Here is an 18,080-nt window from a genome sequence, read left to right as displayed (position 1 = left end):
GAAATTAATGTTTATGTGAAAGGATAGAGAAAATGAACTTAGGGGAATTTGATGGGAAAACAGTTTTAGTAACAGGTGCAGCACAAGGCATAGGCAGTGTCGTTGCCAAAATGTTTTTAGAAAGAGGAGCCACAGTTATTGCGGTTGATCAAAATGAAGAGGGGTTAAATGTACTCTTAAATCAAAATGAATTAAACAATACACGTATGAAAACGTTTCGTTTAGATGTGAGTGATAGCGCCGCTGTTGAAGACATGGTAAATCATATTGCAAATGAAATAGCGCCAATAGATATTTTAATAAATGTTGCAGGAGTTTTACGTATGGGACCAATTCATTCGTTAAGTGATGAAGATTGGACTAAAACATTCTCTGTAAATACTACAGGGGTTTTCAATATGTCCCGAGCGGTAAGTAAAAATATGATGTTAAGAAAATCGGGGGCAATTGTTACAGTCGGTTCAAATGCGGCAAATACGCCAAGAATGGAGATGGCTGCGTATGCTGCGTCAAAGGCCGCAACGACGATGTTTATGAAATGTTTAGGACTAGAGCTTGCGGCATACAATATACGCTGCAACTTAGTTTCTCCAGGTTCTACTGAAACTGAGATGCAAAGATTACTATGGGCTGATGAGAATGGAGCTAAAAATATAATTGCTGGTTCTCAAAATACATATAGACTCGGAATTCCATTACAAAAAATTGCACAACCTTCAGAAGTTGCTGAAGCAGTGTTATTTTTAGCCTCAGATAGAGCAAGTCATATTACAATGCACAATTTATGTGTTGATGGCGGTGCTACGTTAGGAGTTTAATAAAAATTCAGGAGGTTATTATATTATGAATGAACATATAGCTGTAAAGGAATTGTCAGAAAAACTTTTAGAAGATTATAAGACTGAATATTCATTCTTTTTCGCTTCACCAACTCGAACGATATTAGCAGAAGGAGAGTTTACTACAGTAAAGCATCGTGAAATTGAAAGTTTCCCAGAGCTTGTGCAAGCGACATTAAGTAATGCGAAACAAGCTGGAAATCCAAATCCTATCGTTGTGGGTGCTTTGCCATTTGATCGTAGAAAAGAAGTCCAACTCATCGTACCAGAATATAGCAGAATTTCTGAGCGTTTACAATTGGATACAACAAATCAGCTTGAAACAAATGAGAATGTAACATTTGAAATGACACCAGTGCCAGACCCTGAAGTTTATATGAATGGTGTGAAGCAAGGAATTGAAAAAATACAGGACGGTGATTTAAAGAAAATCGTTCTATCCAGATCGTTAGATGTTAAATCTTCCGAAAAGATTGATAAGCAAAAACTTCTGCGAGAATTAGCAGAGCATAATAAGCATGGTTATACATTTGCTGTAAATTTACCGAAAGATGAAAAAGAGAACAGTAAGACGCTAATTGGAGCAAGCCCTGAATTACTTGTTTCACGTAATGGTATGCAAGTTATTTCTAACCCGTTAGCTGGTTCAAGGCCACGTAGTGAGGACCCAGTAGAAGATAAAAGAAGAGCAGAGGAATTACTTTCTTCGCCAAAAGATTTACATGAACATGCGGTAGTAGTTGAAGCGGTTGCCGCTGCACTTCGTCCGTATTGTCATACATTACATGTTCCAGAAAAGCCATCAGTTATTCATAGTGAGGCGATGTGGCATTTGTCTACAGAAGTGAAAGGTGAACTTAAGGATCCAAATACTTCTTCTTTACAATTAGCAATTGCCCTTCATCCTACGCCAGCAGTTTGCGGAACTCCGATGGAAAAAGCAAGAGAAGCTATACAGCATATTGAGCCATTTGACCGCGAGTTCTTTACAGGAATGCTAGGATGGAGCGATTTAAATGGAGATGGAGAATGGATTGTTACAATTCGTTGTGCTGAAGTACAAGAAAATACACTTCGTTTATATGCAGGAGCTGGAGTTGTTGCTGAGTCAAAACCAGAAGATGAGTTAGCAGAAACATCAGCTAAGTTCCAAACAATGCTAAAAGCTTTAGGGTTAAGAGATAGTTCACTTAATGAAAAATAGGGGGAAGAAAGAATGCTAGTAGGTTATACAGAATGGCCAAAAGAATTTGCCGATCGTTACCGAGAAGCAGGATGTTGGCTTGGTGAAACATTTGGAGGAGTGTTAAGAGAGCGGGCTGAGAAATATGGAGATCGAATCGCGGTTGTAAGTGGTAAGAAGCATATAACATATAGTGAACTTAATAAAAAGGTAGATCGTTTAGCAGCAGGTTTACTGAATTTAGGAATAAAGAAAGAGGACAGAGTTGTAATCCAGTTACCTAACATTATCGAGTTTTTCGAAATATGTTTTGCACTATTTCGAATTGGAGCGCTTCCTGTCTTTGCACTACCTTCACATCGAAGCAGTGAAATTAGTTATTTTTGTGAGTTTGGCGAGGCGAGCGCTTACGTTATTTCAGATAAGGCTCTCGGTTTTGATTATCGAAAACTAGCAAGAGAAGTGAAAGAGAAAGTGCCAACTTTACAACATGTAATTGTAGTGGGAGAAGAAGAAGAGTTTGTGAACATAAATGATCTGTATATGGATCCCGTCTCATTACCAGAAGTTCAGCCAAGTGATGTTGCATTTCTCCAATTATCAGGAGGCACAACAGGTCTTTCTAAATTAATTCCTAGAACACATGATGACTATATTTATAGTTTACGTGTTAGCGCTGAAATTTGTAATTTGAATGCAGAAAGCGTCTATATGGCAGTTCTTCCAGTAGCACACAATTACCCAATGAGTTCTCCAGGGACATTTGGAACTTTCTATGCGGGTGGAAAAGTGGTATTGGCAACTGGTGGTAGTCCAGATGAGGCCTTTGCTCTTATCGAAAAAGAAAAAGTTACAATTACAGCGCTCGTTCCGCCATTAGCAATGATTTGGCTTGATGCTGCATCTTCTCGTAATGCCGATTTATCAAGCCTAGAGATTATTCAAGTAGGTGGTGCTAAGTTTAGCGCTGAGGTTGCAAAACGTATACGTCCTACATTTGGATGTACGTTACAGCAAGTGTTCGGTATGGCGGAAGGATTAGTGAACTATACAAGATTAGATGATCCGGAAGAATTTATTATTTATACACAAGGTAGACCAATGTCTGCACTCGATGAAGTACGAGTTGTTGATGAAAATGACAACGATGTACAACCTGGCGAAGTAGGTAGTTTATTAACAAGAGGTCCATATACAATTCGTGGTTACTATAAAGCCGAAGAGCATAATGCACGATCATTTACAAAGGATGGATTTTATCGCACAGGTGATCTTGTAAAAGTAAATGAACAAGGATACATCATTGTAGAAGGAAGAGATAAAGATCAAATTAACCGCGGTGGTGAGAAAGTTGCTGCGGAAGAAGTTGAAAATCATCTATTAGCACACGATGCGGTCCATGACGTAGCAATTGTATCTATGCCTGACGATTATTTAGGTGAACGCACCTGTGCTTTTGTTATAGCTCGCGGACAAGTTCCAGCAGTAAGTGAATTAAAAATGTTTTTAAGAGAACGTGGTATAGCGGCTTATAAAATTCCAGATCGAATTGAATTTATTGAAGCATTCCCGCAAACAGGAGTCGGAAAAGTCAGCAAAAAAGAACTACGTAAAGTCATTGCTGAAAAGCTTATTACAGTAAAACAATAATAAAAACCGGAAGGAAGTGATTAGATGGCTATCCCATCTATTTCAGTATATAAAATGCCAATTGAATCAGAACTACCAAAAAATAAAGTGAATTGGACACCAGATCCGAAACGTGCAGTACTTTTAATTCATGACATGCAAGAATATTTTCTTGATGCATATAGCGATAAAGAATCACCAAAAGTAGAACTTATTTCAAATATTAAAATGATAAGAGAAAAATGTAAGGAACTTGGTATACCAGTTGTTTATACAGCACAACCTGGTGGGCAAACGTTAGAACAACGAGGTTTATTACAAGACTTTTGGGGTGACGGTATACCTGCTGGACCAGATAAAAAGAAAATTGTTGATGAACTTACTCCTGATGAGGATGATATATTCCTCACAAAATGGAGATATAGTGCATTTAAAAAGACAAATCTATTAGAAATTTTAAATGAACAAGGAAAAGATCAACTCATTATTTGCGGTATTTATGCGCATATTGGCTGTCTTTTAACAGCTTGTGAAGCATTTATGGATGGTATAGAGCCGTTCTTTGTAGCAGATGCAGTTGCTGATTTTTCACTAGAGCATCATAAACAAGCATTGGAGTATGCATCTAATAGATGTGCAGTAACGACATCAACAAACCTACTGTTAAACGATTTACAAAGTGTAAAAGATGATGAGAGTGAAGGAATCACTATACAGGAAGTGCATGAACTAGTTGCACAACTACTTCGTGAGCCAGTAGAGAGTATTGATATTGATGAGGACTTATTAAATAGAGGGCTTGATTCGGTCAGAATTATGAGTTTAGTAGAGAAGTGGCGTCGTGAAGGGAAAGAAATCACTTTTGCACATTTAGCAGAACGTCCAACTGTTGCAGGTTGGTACAGTTTACTATCTTCACAAACAGCACAGGTGCTGTAACAAATAGACTACATAATAAAGGGGTAGTAAAGAATGCCTAACAGTCAAAAGATTCGTCATTCGTTATCATCTGCGCAGTCTGGTATGTGGTTTGCGCAACAATTAGATCCGCTTAATCCGATATATAATACTGGGGAATATGTAGAAATAAACGGGAATATTCATCAAGACATTTTTGAATTAGCTGTACGTAAAGTTGTAATGGAAGCAGAAGCACTTCACGTTCGCTTCGAAGAGGATGAAATTGGCCCATGGCAAGTTATTGAAGAATCACAGTTTCATATGCATTTTATTGACGTTCGGAAAGAAGAAAACCCTGAAGAAGCTGCTAAAGTATGGATGAAAAATGATTTATCTATGCCAGTCGATTTGAAAAAAGATACTTTATTTACTGAAGCACTTATTCAAGTTGAAAATAATCGTTTCTTTTGGTATCAGCGCATCCATCACATTGTGATGGATGGCTATGGATTTTCACTTCTTAGCCAAAAAGTAGCGAATGAGTATACATCACTTATAGAAGAAACAAACAAGAATGAAAAACCATTTGGTTCTCTTGCAAAAGTCGTGCAAGAAGATATTGAGTATCGTGAGTCTAAACAATTTCAGGAAGATCGTATTTTTTGGTTAGAAAAGTATGCAGATGAACCAGAAGTTGTAAGTTTGGCAGAACGAGCACCGAGAACATCAAATGGATTTTCACGAGAAACAGCTTATTTATCTAGTTCTAGCACGAAAACTTTACTAGAAGATATCAATATTTCGTTAACAAGTTGGCCGGAATTCATTGTCGCTATAACAAGTATTTATATGCATAAATTAACAGGTGAAAATGATATTGTTTTAGGTTTACCGATGATGGGACGTCTAGGTTCTGTATCTATTCATACACCAAGTATGGTAATGAATTTAGTTCCACTTCGTATTACAGTAACTCCAAATATAACTCTTGCGGAATTATTGCAACAAGTTTCTAAAGAAATCCGAGATGTACGTCGCCATTATAAATACCGTCATGAGGAATTAAGAAGAGACTTAAAGTTACTAGGTGAAAATCAAAGGTTGTTTGGACCGTTAGTGAATGTTATGCCTTTTGATTACGGGCTTAACTTTGCTGGAAATCGTGGTATTACGCATAATTTATCAGCAGGACCTGTCGATGATTTATCAATAAATGTATATAAACGTTTTGATCAAAATGAGCTAATGATTCATTTTGATGCAAATCCTGAAGTATATAATGGCGCGGAGCTAGCATTGCATAAAGAAAGATTTATGAGTCTATTTGAATTAGTAGTAAATAATTATGAGAAAAACGAGTCGATTGGAAAAATAAACATTACTCTGCCTGAAGAAAATCATAAAGTTTTATTGGAATGGAATGAAACGAAGGAAGACGATGAGTTAATCAGTCTGCCTATATCATTTGAAAAACAAGTGCAAAAAAATCCCAATAAACTAGCCATTACTTGTGACGGTGTAAACCTTACGTATAAAGAGCTAAATGAACGAGCGAATGAACTAGCACATTATTTAGTAGAAGAAGGAATACGACCAAACCAGTTTGTAGCTTTAGTATTCCCTAGATCAATAGAAATGGTAGTTAGTATGCTAGCAGTCTTAAAGGCTGGTGCAGCGTATTTACCAATAGATCCAGAATACCCAGCAGAAAGAATTAATTATATAGTAAATGATGCCAAACCAGTTTGTATCATAACACATGCATCTGTTTCATCTAAGTTAGTTATAGAAAATGATATGAAAAAAATTGTATTAGATGAAGAAGAAACGAAACTAGCGTTACATACATATTCTCGTATGAATATAGCATGTAAGAATGATGTATCACTTTTAAACCCAGCCTATACAATATATACTTCAGGCTCAACAGGAAACCCAAAAGGTGTAATTGTTCCTATGAGAGGTTTAAGTAACTTTTTAATGGCTATGCAACAAAAGTTTTCATTAAATGAAAATGATCATTTATTAGCAGTTACAACGTTTGCATTTGATATTTCTGCTCTAGAAATTTATTTACCTCTTATTAGTGGTGCAAGTTTAACAATTGCGCAAAAAGAAGACATACAAGAGCCTTCTGCATTAACGACACTTTTACATGAAGAAAGAGTGACCATTATGCAGGCTACACCGACGCTTTGGCAGGCGTTAGTAACTGATTATCCAGAGAAGCTACAAGGGCTAAACATACTAGTTGGTGGTGAAGCTCTTTCAGCGCATTTAGCAAATAAATTAAAAGAATTAGGTTGCTCAATAACTAATTTATATGGACCAACTGAAACGACGATTTGGTCTACTTTCATGAACATTGATGAAGGTGAAAAGGGTATACCTCCTATTGGAAAGCCAATTTGCAATACAGAAGTGTATGTATTGGATGCAGGGTTACAACCAGTTCCACCTGGAGTTATTGGGGAATTATATATTGCAGGGGAAGGACTTGCAAGCGGATATTTAGGAAAACCTGAGTTAACAGCTGAACGGTTTGTTGCAAATCCTTATGGAGAATCAGGGAAGCGCATGTACCGTACAGGAGATCTTGTGAAATGGCGTAGTGATGGTGCGTTAGAGTACATTAGTCGCGCAGATCATCAAATTAAAATTCGTGGATTCCGAATTGAATTAGCTGAAATTGAAACGGTATTACAACGACATGAAAATATTCAACAAGCGGTAGTAATAGTACGAGAAGATCGTCCAAATGATAAACGCATCATTGCGTATATCGTTGCAGAAGAAAAGGAACCGATTAATCTTTCAGAAATTCGTTCTTATGTTTCAGAAAGTTTAGCGAATTATATGATACCATCGGCATTTGTTGTGCTAGAAGAATTACCATTAACGCCAAATGGTAAGGTTGACAGAAAGAAATTACCTGCTCCTGATTTTAATGGAATGCACAATGAGAGAGTTGCTAGAAATCCGAAAGAAGAAATATTATGTGATTTATTTGCAGAAGTACTTGGTGTTTCTCGAATTAGCATTGATGATAATTTCTTTGAAATGGGTGGACATTCACTTCTTGCATCTCGTTTAATGGCAAGAATTCGTGAAACGTTAAGTGTGGAATTAGGAATTGGGAAACTATTTGAAGCACCAACTGTTGCCGAACTGGCGAAACAATTAAACCATGCAAAAAGTGCAAGACCAGCTATTCAGAAAGCAAGTAGGCCAAATGAAGTTCCACTTTCATTTGCACAGCGCAGGTTATGGTTCTTAAATTGTTTAGAAGGTCCAAGTCCTACTTATAATATTCCGCTAGTCATTCGTATGAATGGAATATTGAATCGGGAAGCATTACAAGGTGCTTTTTATGATGTAGTTGAGAAACATGAAACACTTAGAACAATTTTCCCTAACGTATTAGGTAGTTCCTATCAGAAAATTTTAGATATGGAAAACTTAAATCTAGAAATGGTTATAACTAATACATGTAAAGATGAATTAGAAAGTGTACTTTCAGAGGCGGTAAGATATAGCTTTAACCTCGATTTTGAGCCGGCAGTTCGTTTGCAACTTTTTACAGTAAGTGAAAACGAACATGTATTATTAATTTTATTACATCATATTGTAGGTGATGGCTGGTCATTACAGCCGTTAACGAGAGACTTTACAGCGGCTTATAAAGCGCGATGTCAAGGTGACAGAATTCAGCTGGAGTCACTTCCCGTTCAATACGCAGATTATGCACTTTGGCAACAGCAATTGCTAGGTGATGAAACGACACCAGAGAGTCTTATTTCAACACAATTAGATTTTTGGAAAGAAGAACTTAAAGGTTTACCAGACCAAATGGAGTTACCTACAGATTTCCAGCGTCCAATTGAGACGAGTTACCGCGGGGAAACAATTCATTTTCATATAGATGAAGGTATGCATAGTAGGTTAGTAGAGCTTGCACGTAAAAATGGAGTTAGTTTGTTTATGGTATTGCAAGCAGGGCTTAGTGCACTATTTACAAGATTAGGTGCAGGCACTGATATACCAATTGGAAGTCCGATTGCTGGAAGAAATGATGATGTACTTTCAGATATTGTTGGTTTATTTGTAAATACATTAGTGTTACGTACAAATACGTCAGGAGATCCAAGTTTTAAAGAATTATTAAATAGAGTGAAGCAGGTAAATCTTGCAGCTTATGAAAATCAAGATGTTCCATTTGAAAGGCTTGTTGAAGTGTTAAATCCAGTACGTACTCGAAACAGCCACCCGTTGTTTCAAGTTATGTTAGCTTTTCAAAATACACCAGAAGCAACGTTTCATGTACCAGGTTTAGAAGCGAGCCTTGAAATTCAAAGCGTCGGTTCTGCAAAATTTGATTTAACATTTGAAATTAGTGAGAGTAACGGGGTTGATGGTACTCCGAACGGTTTACATGGATTACTAGAGTTTAGTACCGATTTATATAAACGTGAAACGGTTCAAAAACTAATAGAACGATTCATTTTGTTATTAGATGATGCAGCTACAAATCCAGATCAATCAATTGGCACATTAGAAATATTAACTGTAGCAGAGAAAAATACAGTGTTAGAAAAGTGGAATGGTGGTTTTCAAATTGCACCAGAAATGACATTGCCACAATTATTTGAAAAGCAGGCTCATATAAATCCAAATTCTATTGCTGTTGTCTTTGAAGATAAGAAATTAACTTATGAAGAGTTAAATAGAAAAGCAAATAAAATAGCTCGATTCCTAATAGCAAAAGGGATTGGTCCTGATCAACTCGTTGCTTTAGCGATGCCAAGATCATTAAACATGGTTGTAAGCTTATTAGCTGTTCTTAAAGCTGGTGCTGGATACCTTCCGTTAGATCCAGATTACCCAGCAGACCGCATTTCATTTATGCTACACGATGCGAAACCAACATGTGTTTTAACGAATTCAGAAGTGGAAATTGAATGTAATGAGGCACTAAAAGTTTTAGTTGATGATGTAAAAGTAATAGCAGAAGTTGAGAAATATAGTGAAGAAAATATTGATGAAGTGGAACGAATTAAGCCATTATCTCCATCACATATTGCTTACGTTATTTATACGTCAGGCTCAACGGGTAGACCGAAAGGCGTTATGATACCTCATCAAAATGTAGTAAGACTTTTAGGAGCAACTGATCATTGGTTCCAGTTTGACGGAAACGATGTTTGGACGATGTTCCATTCATACGCTTTTGATTTCTCGGTTTGGGAAATTTGGGGACCTTTATTATACGGAGGGCGTTTAGTTGTAGTGCCACATACTGTAAGTCGCTCACCGAAAGAATTTTTACAGCTTCTTGTTAAAGAAAAGGTTACGGTTTTAAACCAAACTCCATCAGCGTTCTATCAATTGATGCAAGCAGATCGTGAAAATGAAGAGATTGGCCAAAAATTATCTTTACGATATGTTGTTTTTGGAGGAGAAGCACTTGAGCTAAGTCGCTTAGAAGATTGGTATAGTCGACATCCTCATAACGCACCAAAGCTTATTAATATGTACGGTATTACGGAGACGACAGTACATGTTAGCTATATTGAATTAGATGAAACTATCGTCTCTTTACGAGCAAATAGTTTAATTGGGTGCAGTATACCTGACCTTAAAGTGTATGTGTTAGACAACTATTTACAACCAGTGCCACCTGGAGTAGTTGGAGAAATGTATGTTGCAGGTGCAGGGCTTGCACGTGGATATTTAGGAAGAGCAGGATTAACGGCTGAACGCTTTATCGCAGATCCATTTGGAAAGCCAGGTACAAGAATGTATCGTACAGGAGACTTAGCTCGCTGGCGTAAAGATGGGACGCTAGATTATATAGGACGTGCAGATCATCAAATCAAAATTCGTGGATTCCGAATTGAATTAGGAGAAATAGAAGCAGTCATAATGAAGCACCCTAAAGTTGAGCAAGTAGCCGTTATTGTACGTGAAGATCAACCAGGGGATAAACGGTTAGTTTCTTATATCGTTGCATCAAATAATGAAGCGATTGATACGAATGAAATGCGTCAGTTTGCTAGTGATAGTTTACCAGATTATATGGTTCCATACGCTTTTGTAGTAGTAAATGAGTTACCTTTAACTCCAAACGGTAAATTAGATAGAAAGGCATTGCCAGCTCCAGAATTTATCGCATCATCTTCTAGTCGTGGTCCAAGAACACCGCAAGAAGAAATGTTATGTGACTTGTTTACAGAAGTGCTAAGTGTACCTCAAATTGGAATTGATGACGGATTCTTTGATCTTGGTGGCCATTCACTCCTTGCAGTGCAGCTTATGAGCCGCATGAAAGAGGCGCTTGGAGTGGAACTAAACATTGGCACTTTATTTGCAGCACCGACTGTTGCAGGGTTAGCTGAAAGACTTGAGATGGGGAATGGTCAAAGTGCACTTGATGTGTTGCTTCCATTACGAGCAAGCGGGGATCGATTACCACTATTTTGTGTACATCCAGCAGGTGGATTAAGTTGGTGCTATGCAGGACTTATGAAATCTTTAGGAAAAGATTATCCAATCTATGGTGTACAAGCACGTGGTATTGCTAAAAATGAAGAACTTCCAAAAAGTTTAGAGGAGATGGCGGCGGATTACTTGAAACATGTTCGTGAAGTACAGCCTTATGGACCATATCGTTTATTAGGTTGGTCGCTTGGAGGAAATGTTGTGCATGCAATGGCGGCGCAACTACAAAATGAAGGGGAAGAAGTAGAATTACTCGTTATGCTTGATTCTTATCCTGGACACTTCTTACCGAATACGGAAGCGCCTACTGAAGAGGAAGCGTTAATCGCATTACTTGCTTTAGGCGGATATGACCCAGATAACATGGATGGTAAACGACTTACAATGGAAAGTGCAGTTGAAATCCTTCGTAAAGATGGAAGTGCATTAGCAAGTCTTGAAGAAGAGACTATATTGAACTTGAAAGAAACATATGTAAATTCAGTAGGGTTGTTAGGGAAATATGTACCGAAAGTTTATAACGGAGATATCTTATTCTTTAGATCTACTGTTATACCAGACTGGTTTGATCCTATTTCTCCAAATACGTGGCTAAATTATTTAGATGGGCAAATTGTGCAGCACGATATTGATTGTAGACATAAAGATCTATGTCAGCCAGGTCCACTTACGGAAATTGGACAAGTATTAGCGAAATATTTGCAGAATAAGAAAGGGGTAAGTAGAGTATGACGAATCCATTTGAAAATGATAATTACACATATAAAGTATTAATAAATGAGGAGGGCCAGTATTCTCTCTGGCCTGCTTTTCTCGATGTACCTATTGGCTGGAATGTCGTATATGAAGAAGCTAGTAGGCAGAGTTGCTTAGAATATGTTGAATATAACTGGGAAGATTTGAATCCACAAGGTAATCAAGTTCGCGAAAAAACATTAGTAGGAAAACGATAATGAAAGAAAAACTAAATCCAAAAGTAGTTGTAAGTATCGTTTATATAACTGCGATGTTTATGGCTGCGATGGACGCAACGATTGTAAATGTAGCACTGCAAACGATAAGTAGAGAACTACAAGTACCTCCATCTGCAATGGGGACGGTGAATGTTGGGTATTTAGTTAGTTTAGCTGTTTTCCTTCCGATTTCTGGTTGGTTAGGAGATCGTTTTGGTACGAAAAGAGTATTTTTAATTGCTCTTTTCGTATTTACAATTGCATCTGCTTTATGCGGAATGGCTAACGATATTACTTCATTGAATATTTTCCGTATTATTCAAGGTGCTGGCGGAGGGCTTTTAACACCGGTTGGAATGGCGATGTTATTTCGAACATTTTCACCAGAGGAAAGACCGAAGATTTCCCGGTTCATTATACTTCCAATTGCTGTAGCACCAGCAATTGGTCCTATCATCGGTGGTTTCTTTGTAGATCAAATGTCTTGGCGTTGGGCATTTTATATTAATCTACCGTTTGGAATCGTTGCATTGCTATTTGGACTTCTATTTTTAGCAGAACATGTTGAAAAATCAGCTGGTCGCTTTGATTCGCTCGGCTTTATTTTATCAGCACCAGGATTTGCGATGCTCATATATGCACTCAGCCAGGGACCATCAAAAGGGTGGATTTCTTCAGAAATTATGAGTACTGGGATAGCTGGGGTTGTATTCATTACATTGTTTATAATTGTAGAACTGAAAGTAAAGCAACCGATGTTAGATTTACGCTTATTAAAAGAACCAGTCTTTAGAAAGATGAGCATTATATCATTATTTTCATCAGCTGGTTTATTAGGAATGTTATTTGTTTTTCCTCTTATGTATCAAAATGTGATAGGAGTTTCTGCACTGGAATCAGGACTTACGACATTTCCAGAGGCGATTGGATTAATGATTTCTTCACAAATTGTACCATGGTCATATAAGAAATTAGGAGCTCGAAAGGTAATTTCTATTGGATTAATATGTACGGCGGTTATATTTGTTTTATTGAGTTTTGTAAATCATGATACGAATCCGTGGCAAATCCGGGCATTATTGTTTGGTATCGGTATTTTCTTAGGTCAATCTGTCGGTGCGGTTCAATTTTCTGCCTTTAACAATATCACGCCACCTTCTATGGGGAGAGCGACTACTATATTCAATGTGCAAAATCGACTAGGTTCAGCAATAGGAGTAGCGGTTTTAGCTAGTATACTAGCTGGTTTTGGAGGTAATAACGTTCAATCCGATTTTTTACCATATCAAGCAGCATTAATTGGGTCAGCAATATTTTTGCTCATAGCACTACTATTTTCTTTACGTATTTCCGATAAAGAGGTAATGTCAAAGAAGAAAGAAAAAACATTATCTGTATCAGAAAAAGAGAAAGTACTTGTCAATGAATAACAATATACGTATGCTTTTTTATGAAAATTGATATTCGTTGAATAAAGGAGAGTTTACATGATAGAAAGTAAAGTTGTAGATTCTATTCCAACTTTGAATGAGAATGATTGTCAAATATGGTGGGCAAGAATTTCGGATTTACAATCATGGCATTACAATTTACTAAATGATATAGAGCGAGAGAAAGCAAATTCGTATCATCATTCGGCAGATCGAGCTCGTTTTATAATAGGTTGCGTAATAAGTAGATTAGTTCTCGGCAAGATACTTTCTATGTCACCAGTCCAAGTACCAATTGATCGAATGTGCTCAGTATGTAAATTGCAGCATGGAAGACCACAATTACCAGAAGGTATGCCGCAATTATCCGTTTCGCATTCAGGTGAGTGGGTTGTCGTTGCATTTACAAAATCTGTACCTGTTGGCATAGATGTAGAACAAATGAATCCAAGTATAGATGTTATGAAAATGGCAGAAGGTGTATTAACAGAAATTGAAATAGCGCAAGTTATGAAACTGCCAAATGAACAGAAAATAGAAGGTTTTTTAACATATTGGACTCGAAAAGAAGCGGTGCTGAAAGCGACAGGTGAAGGACTAATGATTCCACCAGTACATATTACAGTATCAGCTCCAAATGATCCTCCAAACTTGTTGGTTTTTAAGGATAGACAAGAGTTAGCAAGTAATACAATGATGGAAGATGTAAGGCCTAGTTTAGATTATAGGGCTTCTGTTGCAATATTCAGTAAGGAAGTGACTGAAATTACGCAATTAGACGCGGCAGCACTTTTAAATCTTAAATAAAAAAATTACAGAAGAGGTGTTCCTCATGTTAGTAGCGGAAAATAGAAAGAATGAATTCATTTATAATGTACAAGCAATTAAAAATATTTTATTTTCTGGAGATACATCATCCATTCATGCTTTAGAAAAGCTTTTAAATGATACAGTTCAGTTTGATGTTCTTGAACAAGAGGCACTTGGTAGACAGTACATTCCGAAAGAAGCAAAGAATTTCTTTGATAAAGATGGAACATTTCTTTACCGTGTATCTAATGTTAGTTATAAAGGAAAGGTGTTATCGGAAAATCTAATTTTTGCAGACACTTCGTTTTTACCGGACGCAATAAAGAGTGAATTAGAGAGTGGAAATATTCCTGTTGAAAAGCTTATAGAAAAGATGGAAGTAAGAAGAAATGTATTATATGAAGGATATCAGCCATCTGGAAATATTATTGAATTGTTTGATGGATGTTCTGTTACAGCGAATGTGTATCCAACTAGAAAGTATCAAATTGTAAGTAACTGCAAATGTGTATTTTATATTTGTGAAGTGTATCATGCAGAGAATATAAAGCAATTGCTTAAATAAAAACAAGAAACCAGCCTATAAAATGGCTGGTTTCTTGTTTTTATTTAACAGCTTCTTTTAATTCTTTACCCGCTTTAAATGCAGGAACTTTACCAGCGGCGATTTGAATTTCTTCGCCAGTTTGCGGATTACGTCCTGTACGAGCAGATCTTTCGCGTACTTCAAAAGTTCCAAACCCGATTAGTTGAACTTTATCTCCAGATTGTAATGCATTAGCAATTGTGTCAAATACGGATTGTACAGCTGCAGAAGCGTCCTTTTGAGAAATATCAGCTGATTGAGCTACGTTTTTAATCAATTCTGTTTTGTTCATGTTTTCACCTCATAAAAAAATTTTTGGAATGAATGTTTTAGTATAATAGATAGTAAAGATAAAGCTATCACCATGATTAGAAAGAATACTATATAATTATGTTAATTTCGTTGCAAGAGACTGAATCCCTTCTATTATTTAGGGATTAATTAAGAATTGATGCATATAAAAAGCTTTAATATGAGGATGAGGGGGAGTATACGAATGATTTTTCGTGAAAAAAATGAGAAGGAAAGTATATTAATTCGTCAACATGATCATGGTTTTTTAGCTGGAGAGATTGCAAAGCATATAAAAGAAGACTTTTTTGAAGATAAAACATATTTAAAAGAAACAGTTGATGCAATATATGAGCATGACAGAGGATGGATAGAGCTTGATAAAGTACCAATTTTGAATGATGCTAAAAATATTCCATATACATTTATGGATTGTCCAAGCCCATTACGTTTTGTTTTTTATACGATTGGTTTGAATGAAATTGAAAATTCTAATCCATACGGGGCATTGCTTTGTAGTAAACATTTTTTATCATTTCCACTAAACGAGGAAGATGGAGAGATGATGTCATTTTATAAACATGAGTTAGAACGACAAAAAAGAATTTTGAAAACGTTAACAAAGGAACAGTTTGCGATGTTCGATAAGCATTATAGATTATTAAAGTTTTGTGATGAACTTTCTTTATACGTATGTATGAATAAGCCTGGTGTCAAAAAGAAAGATGAAATTGATTTATTTAAAGATGGTTTTGAAGGAACAGAAATGTTTAATAGTAAAGAGGAGAAACTTATTCAAGCTGAATGGGTGGACGAGGAAACAATTCGGATTACACCATTTCCATTTCAAACGGAATTTTATACGTATGTAAAATATAAAACGATAAATAAGCATGAAATGAAAGAAAAAGGGATTGCAAAGGCTGATAGAGAATCAGAAATGAAGAAACAAACCATTCGTTTCATACAATAAGGAGGTAATATAAATTGAAAGATTATATATTAAAACAGTGTGATTATCATGCTTGGGCTAATACTAGATTATTCAATCGATTAAAAGAGTTACCAAACTATGAGACAATTTTTAATGAGCAGATACAGAGTGTATTCCCATCCATTAAGGATACTTTTGTGCATATTTATATTACAGATCAAGTGTGGTTACATATATTGCATGGTAAAAGTATGAATGAAGCAATACAAGACCGAGAAGATTTACGAAAACAAATTGAAACTAAATCATTACATGAATTAGAAAAAATGTTTGAAAACATGGCAAATCAATATAAAGAGTTTTTAATTACAATACAAGATGTGAATGCTGTATTTGTTATTGAGAATCCATACGTAGGGAAATTAGAAACTTCGATTTTAGAATTAGTGCAACATGTCGTAAATCATGGTACATATCATAGAGGAAATATAACAGCGATGATCCGTCAACTTGGTCATTCATCGACAATGATGGATTTTGTACTGTATTTACATATGGTTAAAAAGCAGGGAGAGTAATATAGTTTGTAAGAAGGAGAGGCTTTAATTATAGAAGTCTCTCCTTCTATTTTATTCTGCATTCATGGTAGATCGACTGATTAAAGTTTTCTTAAGAAGCTTTATTTTCTTGTAATTGCTTAGCGTATTGTACAGCCTTATATGCATTGACTCTACCGTTTTTCCAGTACGTACCTGTACCACTAATTTTATCAGTAGTAGACTCAATAATTTGGCGGATTTGTGTATTGCTATATCCTTGATTTGCTAAAAGAGCTGCGACTCCTGCAACATGAGGTGTTGCCATAGATGTACCACTTAATGATTGATACGTGCTTCCTTTATATGTTGAATATATATTTGAACCTGGTGCTGCAACATCTACCCAGCTACCATAAGTAGAGAATGAAGATTTTCTATCTGATTGATCTGTAGAAGCAACTGCAATTACTTCGCTGTAATAAGCAGGGTAATTAGCTTTTGTATTTCCAGCATTTCCAGCAGCTGCAACTATAACAGAGCCTTTATTCCATGCATATTGAACGGCTTGTTGTAATGCAGTACCACCATTTGGAGCTCCTAAACTTAAACTAATTACTTTTGCACCCGAATCAGCAGCTTCTCGAATACCTTGCGCTACAGCATCAAGAGTACCACTTCCTTGATTATCTAATACGCGGACAGCATAAATTGAAGTCTGTGGGGCAACACCAGCAATTCCGACGCTGTTATTCGTAAGTGCTCCAGTAATTCCAGCGCAATGTGTACCATGACCATTACCATCATCAGATGTATTGTCGTTATCAACATAATCATGCCCGTAAATTACTTTCGAAGCCAGATCAGGGTGTGAGCCTTGAACTCCTGTATCAATAATAGCTACTTTTACACCAGGATCACTTCGTTGGCTATCCCAAGCTTGTGGAGCTTGAATCTTTTGTAACCCGTATTGATTATTAAAATATGGGTCGTTTGGAGTCCAAAAGGCGTGAACGTAATAATTCGGTTCTGCATATTCCACATCTGGATTATTTTTATAGCTCTTTATTTTTTCTTTTACAGTACCTTTTGAAAATTGTACGACTTCAAAACCTAACTTATCATCTTTAGATAAGACATTAGCTCCGACAGATTTATGAAAAGATTGCACATTACTTAAAGATGCATTTTGTTTGAACTTAACGATTAATTGGTTAGGAACGTAATCAGTAGATGATGTTTCAGCGCTTGAAGTATTCGTGTTAAAGAAGAAACCACCAATAATAAATGACAAAACAGATAGGAAAACGATGATTTTGTTTTTCAAAAGATTTTTCCTCCCTTTTCTTGGATGAGTTTTTCAGTGACACTTTAATGTCACATTCCTTTTCAACTATATAGTTAGACCATACGATTTATGACATTTATGTGAAAAACTTTTGGAGGAATAAAAAGGAGTAAATATTGATATAAATATATTTTTAATAATAG

At 36.3% G+C, this 18,080-nt stretch carries 13 protein-coding genes; 11 read left to right on the top strand and 2 right to left on the bottom strand.

All coding sequences use genetic code 11. The features are described from left to right. Nucleotides 1–32 precede the first annotated feature (32 nt). The 9 genes from dhbA to ACTFR8_RS02975 are packed head-to-tail and all read left to right on the top strand — an operon-like array spanning nucleotide 33 to nucleotide 14,807. Entirely contained in the window at nucleotides 33–818 is a 786-nt protein-coding gene (dhbA, locus tag ACTFR8_RS03015; protein WP_001048432.1) for a 2,3-dihydro-2,3-dihydroxybenzoate dehydrogenase, read from the top strand. Between the two features lie 25 nt (nucleotides 819–843). Continuing rightward, the gene (gene dhbC / locus ACTFR8_RS03010) at nucleotides 844–2,043 is read left to right on the top strand and encodes an isochorismate synthase DhbC (protein WP_252209954.1); all 1,200 of its coding nucleotides are present in this window, start codon (nucleotides 844–846) and stop codon (nucleotides 2,041–2,043) included. Nucleotides 2,044–2,055: 12 nt separating this feature from the next. Next, nucleotides 2,056–3,672, top strand: a complete 1,617-nt coding sequence (locus ACTFR8_RS03005; RefSeq protein ID WP_000960118.1) for a (2,3-dihydroxybenzoyl)adenylate synthase — start codon at nucleotides 2,056–2,058, stop codon at nucleotides 3,670–3,672. A 24-nt stretch (nucleotides 3,673–3,696) separates the two neighbouring features. Continuing rightward, nucleotides 3,697–4,590, top strand: coding sequence for an isochorismatase family protein (locus ACTFR8_RS03000; protein WP_001007253.1), 894 nt, complete (start codon nucleotides 3,697–3,699; stop codon nucleotides 4,588–4,590). A 33-nt stretch (nucleotides 4,591–4,623) separates the two neighbouring features. Continuing rightward, nucleotides 4,624–11,781: an amino acid adenylation domain-containing protein gene (locus ACTFR8_RS02995; RefSeq protein WP_252209955.1), complete on the top strand. Its 7,158-nt coding sequence runs from the start codon at nucleotides 4,624–4,626 to the stop codon at nucleotides 11,779–11,781. Then, nucleotides 11,778–12,002 (top strand): MbtH family protein, encoded by a 225-nt coding sequence (locus ACTFR8_RS02990; RefSeq protein WP_098536941.1) that lies wholly within the window; start codon nucleotides 11,778–11,780, stop codon nucleotides 12,000–12,002. The genes ACTFR8_RS02995 and ACTFR8_RS02990 overlap by 4 nt, the downstream gene beginning before the upstream one ends. Continuing rightward, nucleotides 12,002–13,432, top strand: a complete 1,431-nt coding sequence (locus ACTFR8_RS02985) for an MDR family MFS transporter (protein WP_000660202.1) — start codon at nucleotides 12,002–12,004, stop codon at nucleotides 13,430–13,432. The genes ACTFR8_RS02990 and ACTFR8_RS02985 overlap by 1 nt, the downstream gene beginning before the upstream one ends. Before the next feature lie 57 nt (nucleotides 13,433–13,489). Beyond that, nucleotides 13,490–14,239, top strand: coding sequence for a 4'-phosphopantetheinyl transferase Sfp (gene sfp / locus ACTFR8_RS02980; protein WP_000573002.1), 750 nt, complete (start codon nucleotides 13,490–13,492; stop codon nucleotides 14,237–14,239). A gap of 25 nt (nucleotides 14,240–14,264) precedes the next feature. Further along, nucleotides 14,265–14,807 carry a hypothetical protein gene (locus ACTFR8_RS02975; RefSeq protein WP_000959119.1) on the top strand — a complete coding sequence of 181 codons (543 nt, stop codon included), beginning with the start codon at nucleotides 14,265–14,267 and terminating at the stop codon, nucleotides 14,805–14,807. A 40-nt stretch (nucleotides 14,808–14,847) separates the two neighbouring features. Here ACTFR8_RS02975 and ACTFR8_RS02970 read toward each other — a convergent pair whose 3' ends face one another. Further along, nucleotides 14,848–15,120, bottom strand: a complete 273-nt coding sequence (locus tag ACTFR8_RS02970) for an HU family DNA-binding protein (protein WP_001043905.1) — start codon at nucleotides 15,118–15,120, stop codon at nucleotides 14,848–14,850. A gap of 204 nt (nucleotides 15,121–15,324) precedes the next feature. Between ACTFR8_RS02970 and ACTFR8_RS02965 the strand changes: the two genes are divergently transcribed. Together ACTFR8_RS02965 and ACTFR8_RS02960 are read left to right on the top strand one after the other, a co-directional pair. Then, the gene (locus ACTFR8_RS02965) at nucleotides 15,325–16,092 is read left to right on the top strand and encodes a DUF3891 family protein (protein ID WP_000577285.1); all 768 of its coding nucleotides are present in this window, start codon (nucleotides 15,325–15,327) and stop codon (nucleotides 16,090–16,092) included. A gap of 14 nt (nucleotides 16,093–16,106) precedes the next feature. After that, nucleotides 16,107–16,631, top strand: coding sequence for a DinB family protein (locus tag ACTFR8_RS02960; RefSeq protein ID WP_000656270.1), 525 nt, complete (start codon nucleotides 16,107–16,109; stop codon nucleotides 16,629–16,631). A 91-nt stretch (nucleotides 16,632–16,722) separates the two neighbouring features. Here ACTFR8_RS02960 and ACTFR8_RS02955 read toward each other — a convergent pair whose 3' ends face one another. Beyond that, nucleotides 16,723–17,916, bottom strand: a complete 1,194-nt coding sequence (locus ACTFR8_RS02955) for a S8 family peptidase (RefSeq protein WP_000790937.1) — start codon at nucleotides 17,914–17,916, stop codon at nucleotides 16,723–16,725. Between the last annotated feature and the right edge of the window lie 164 nt (nucleotides 17,917–18,080).

The sequence above is a fragment of the Bacillus cereus group sp. MYBK15-3 genome, assembly GCF_051916765.1.
Classification (GTDB): Bacteria; Bacillota; Bacilli; order Bacillales; family Bacillaceae_G; genus Bacillus_A; species Bacillus_A cereus.
This window is presented reverse-complemented; position numbering and strand designations above follow the sequence as displayed.

Bases quoted from the DNA above. Each gene is read 5' to 3' on its own strand.
- dhbA (WP_001048432.1), top strand. From the start codon at position 33: ATGAACTTAGGGGAATTTGATGGGAAAACAGTTTTAGTAACAGGTGCA.
- dhbC (WP_252209954.1), top strand. From the start codon at position 844: ATGAATGAACATATAGCTGTAAAGGAATTGTCAGAAAAACTTTTAGAA.
- ACTFR8_RS03005 (WP_000960118.1), top strand. From the start codon at position 2,056: ATGCTAGTAGGTTATACAGAATGGCCAAAAGAATTTGCCGATCGTTAC.
- ACTFR8_RS03000 (WP_001007253.1), top strand. From the start codon at position 3,697: ATGGCTATCCCATCTATTTCAGTATATAAAATGCCAATTGAATCAGAA.
- ACTFR8_RS02995 (WP_252209955.1), top strand. From the start codon at position 4,624: ATGCCTAACAGTCAAAAGATTCGTCATTCGTTATCATCTGCGCAGTCT.
- ACTFR8_RS02990 (WP_098536941.1), top strand. From the start codon at position 11,778: ATGACGAATCCATTTGAAAATGATAATTACACATATAAAGTATTAATA.
- ACTFR8_RS02985 (WP_000660202.1), top strand. From the start codon at position 12,002: ATGAAAGAAAAACTAAATCCAAAAGTAGTTGTAAGTATCGTTTATATA.
- sfp (WP_000573002.1), top strand. From the start codon at position 13,490: ATGATAGAAAGTAAAGTTGTAGATTCTATTCCAACTTTGAATGAGAAT.
- ACTFR8_RS02975 (WP_000959119.1), top strand. From the start codon at position 14,265: ATGTTAGTAGCGGAAAATAGAAAGAATGAATTCATTTATAATGTACAA.
- ACTFR8_RS02970 (WP_001043905.1), bottom strand. From the start codon at position 15,120: ATGAACAAAACAGAATTGATTAAAAACGTAGCTCAATCAGCTGATATT.
- ACTFR8_RS02965 (WP_000577285.1), top strand. From the start codon at position 15,325: ATGATTTTTCGTGAAAAAAATGAGAAGGAAAGTATATTAATTCGTCAA.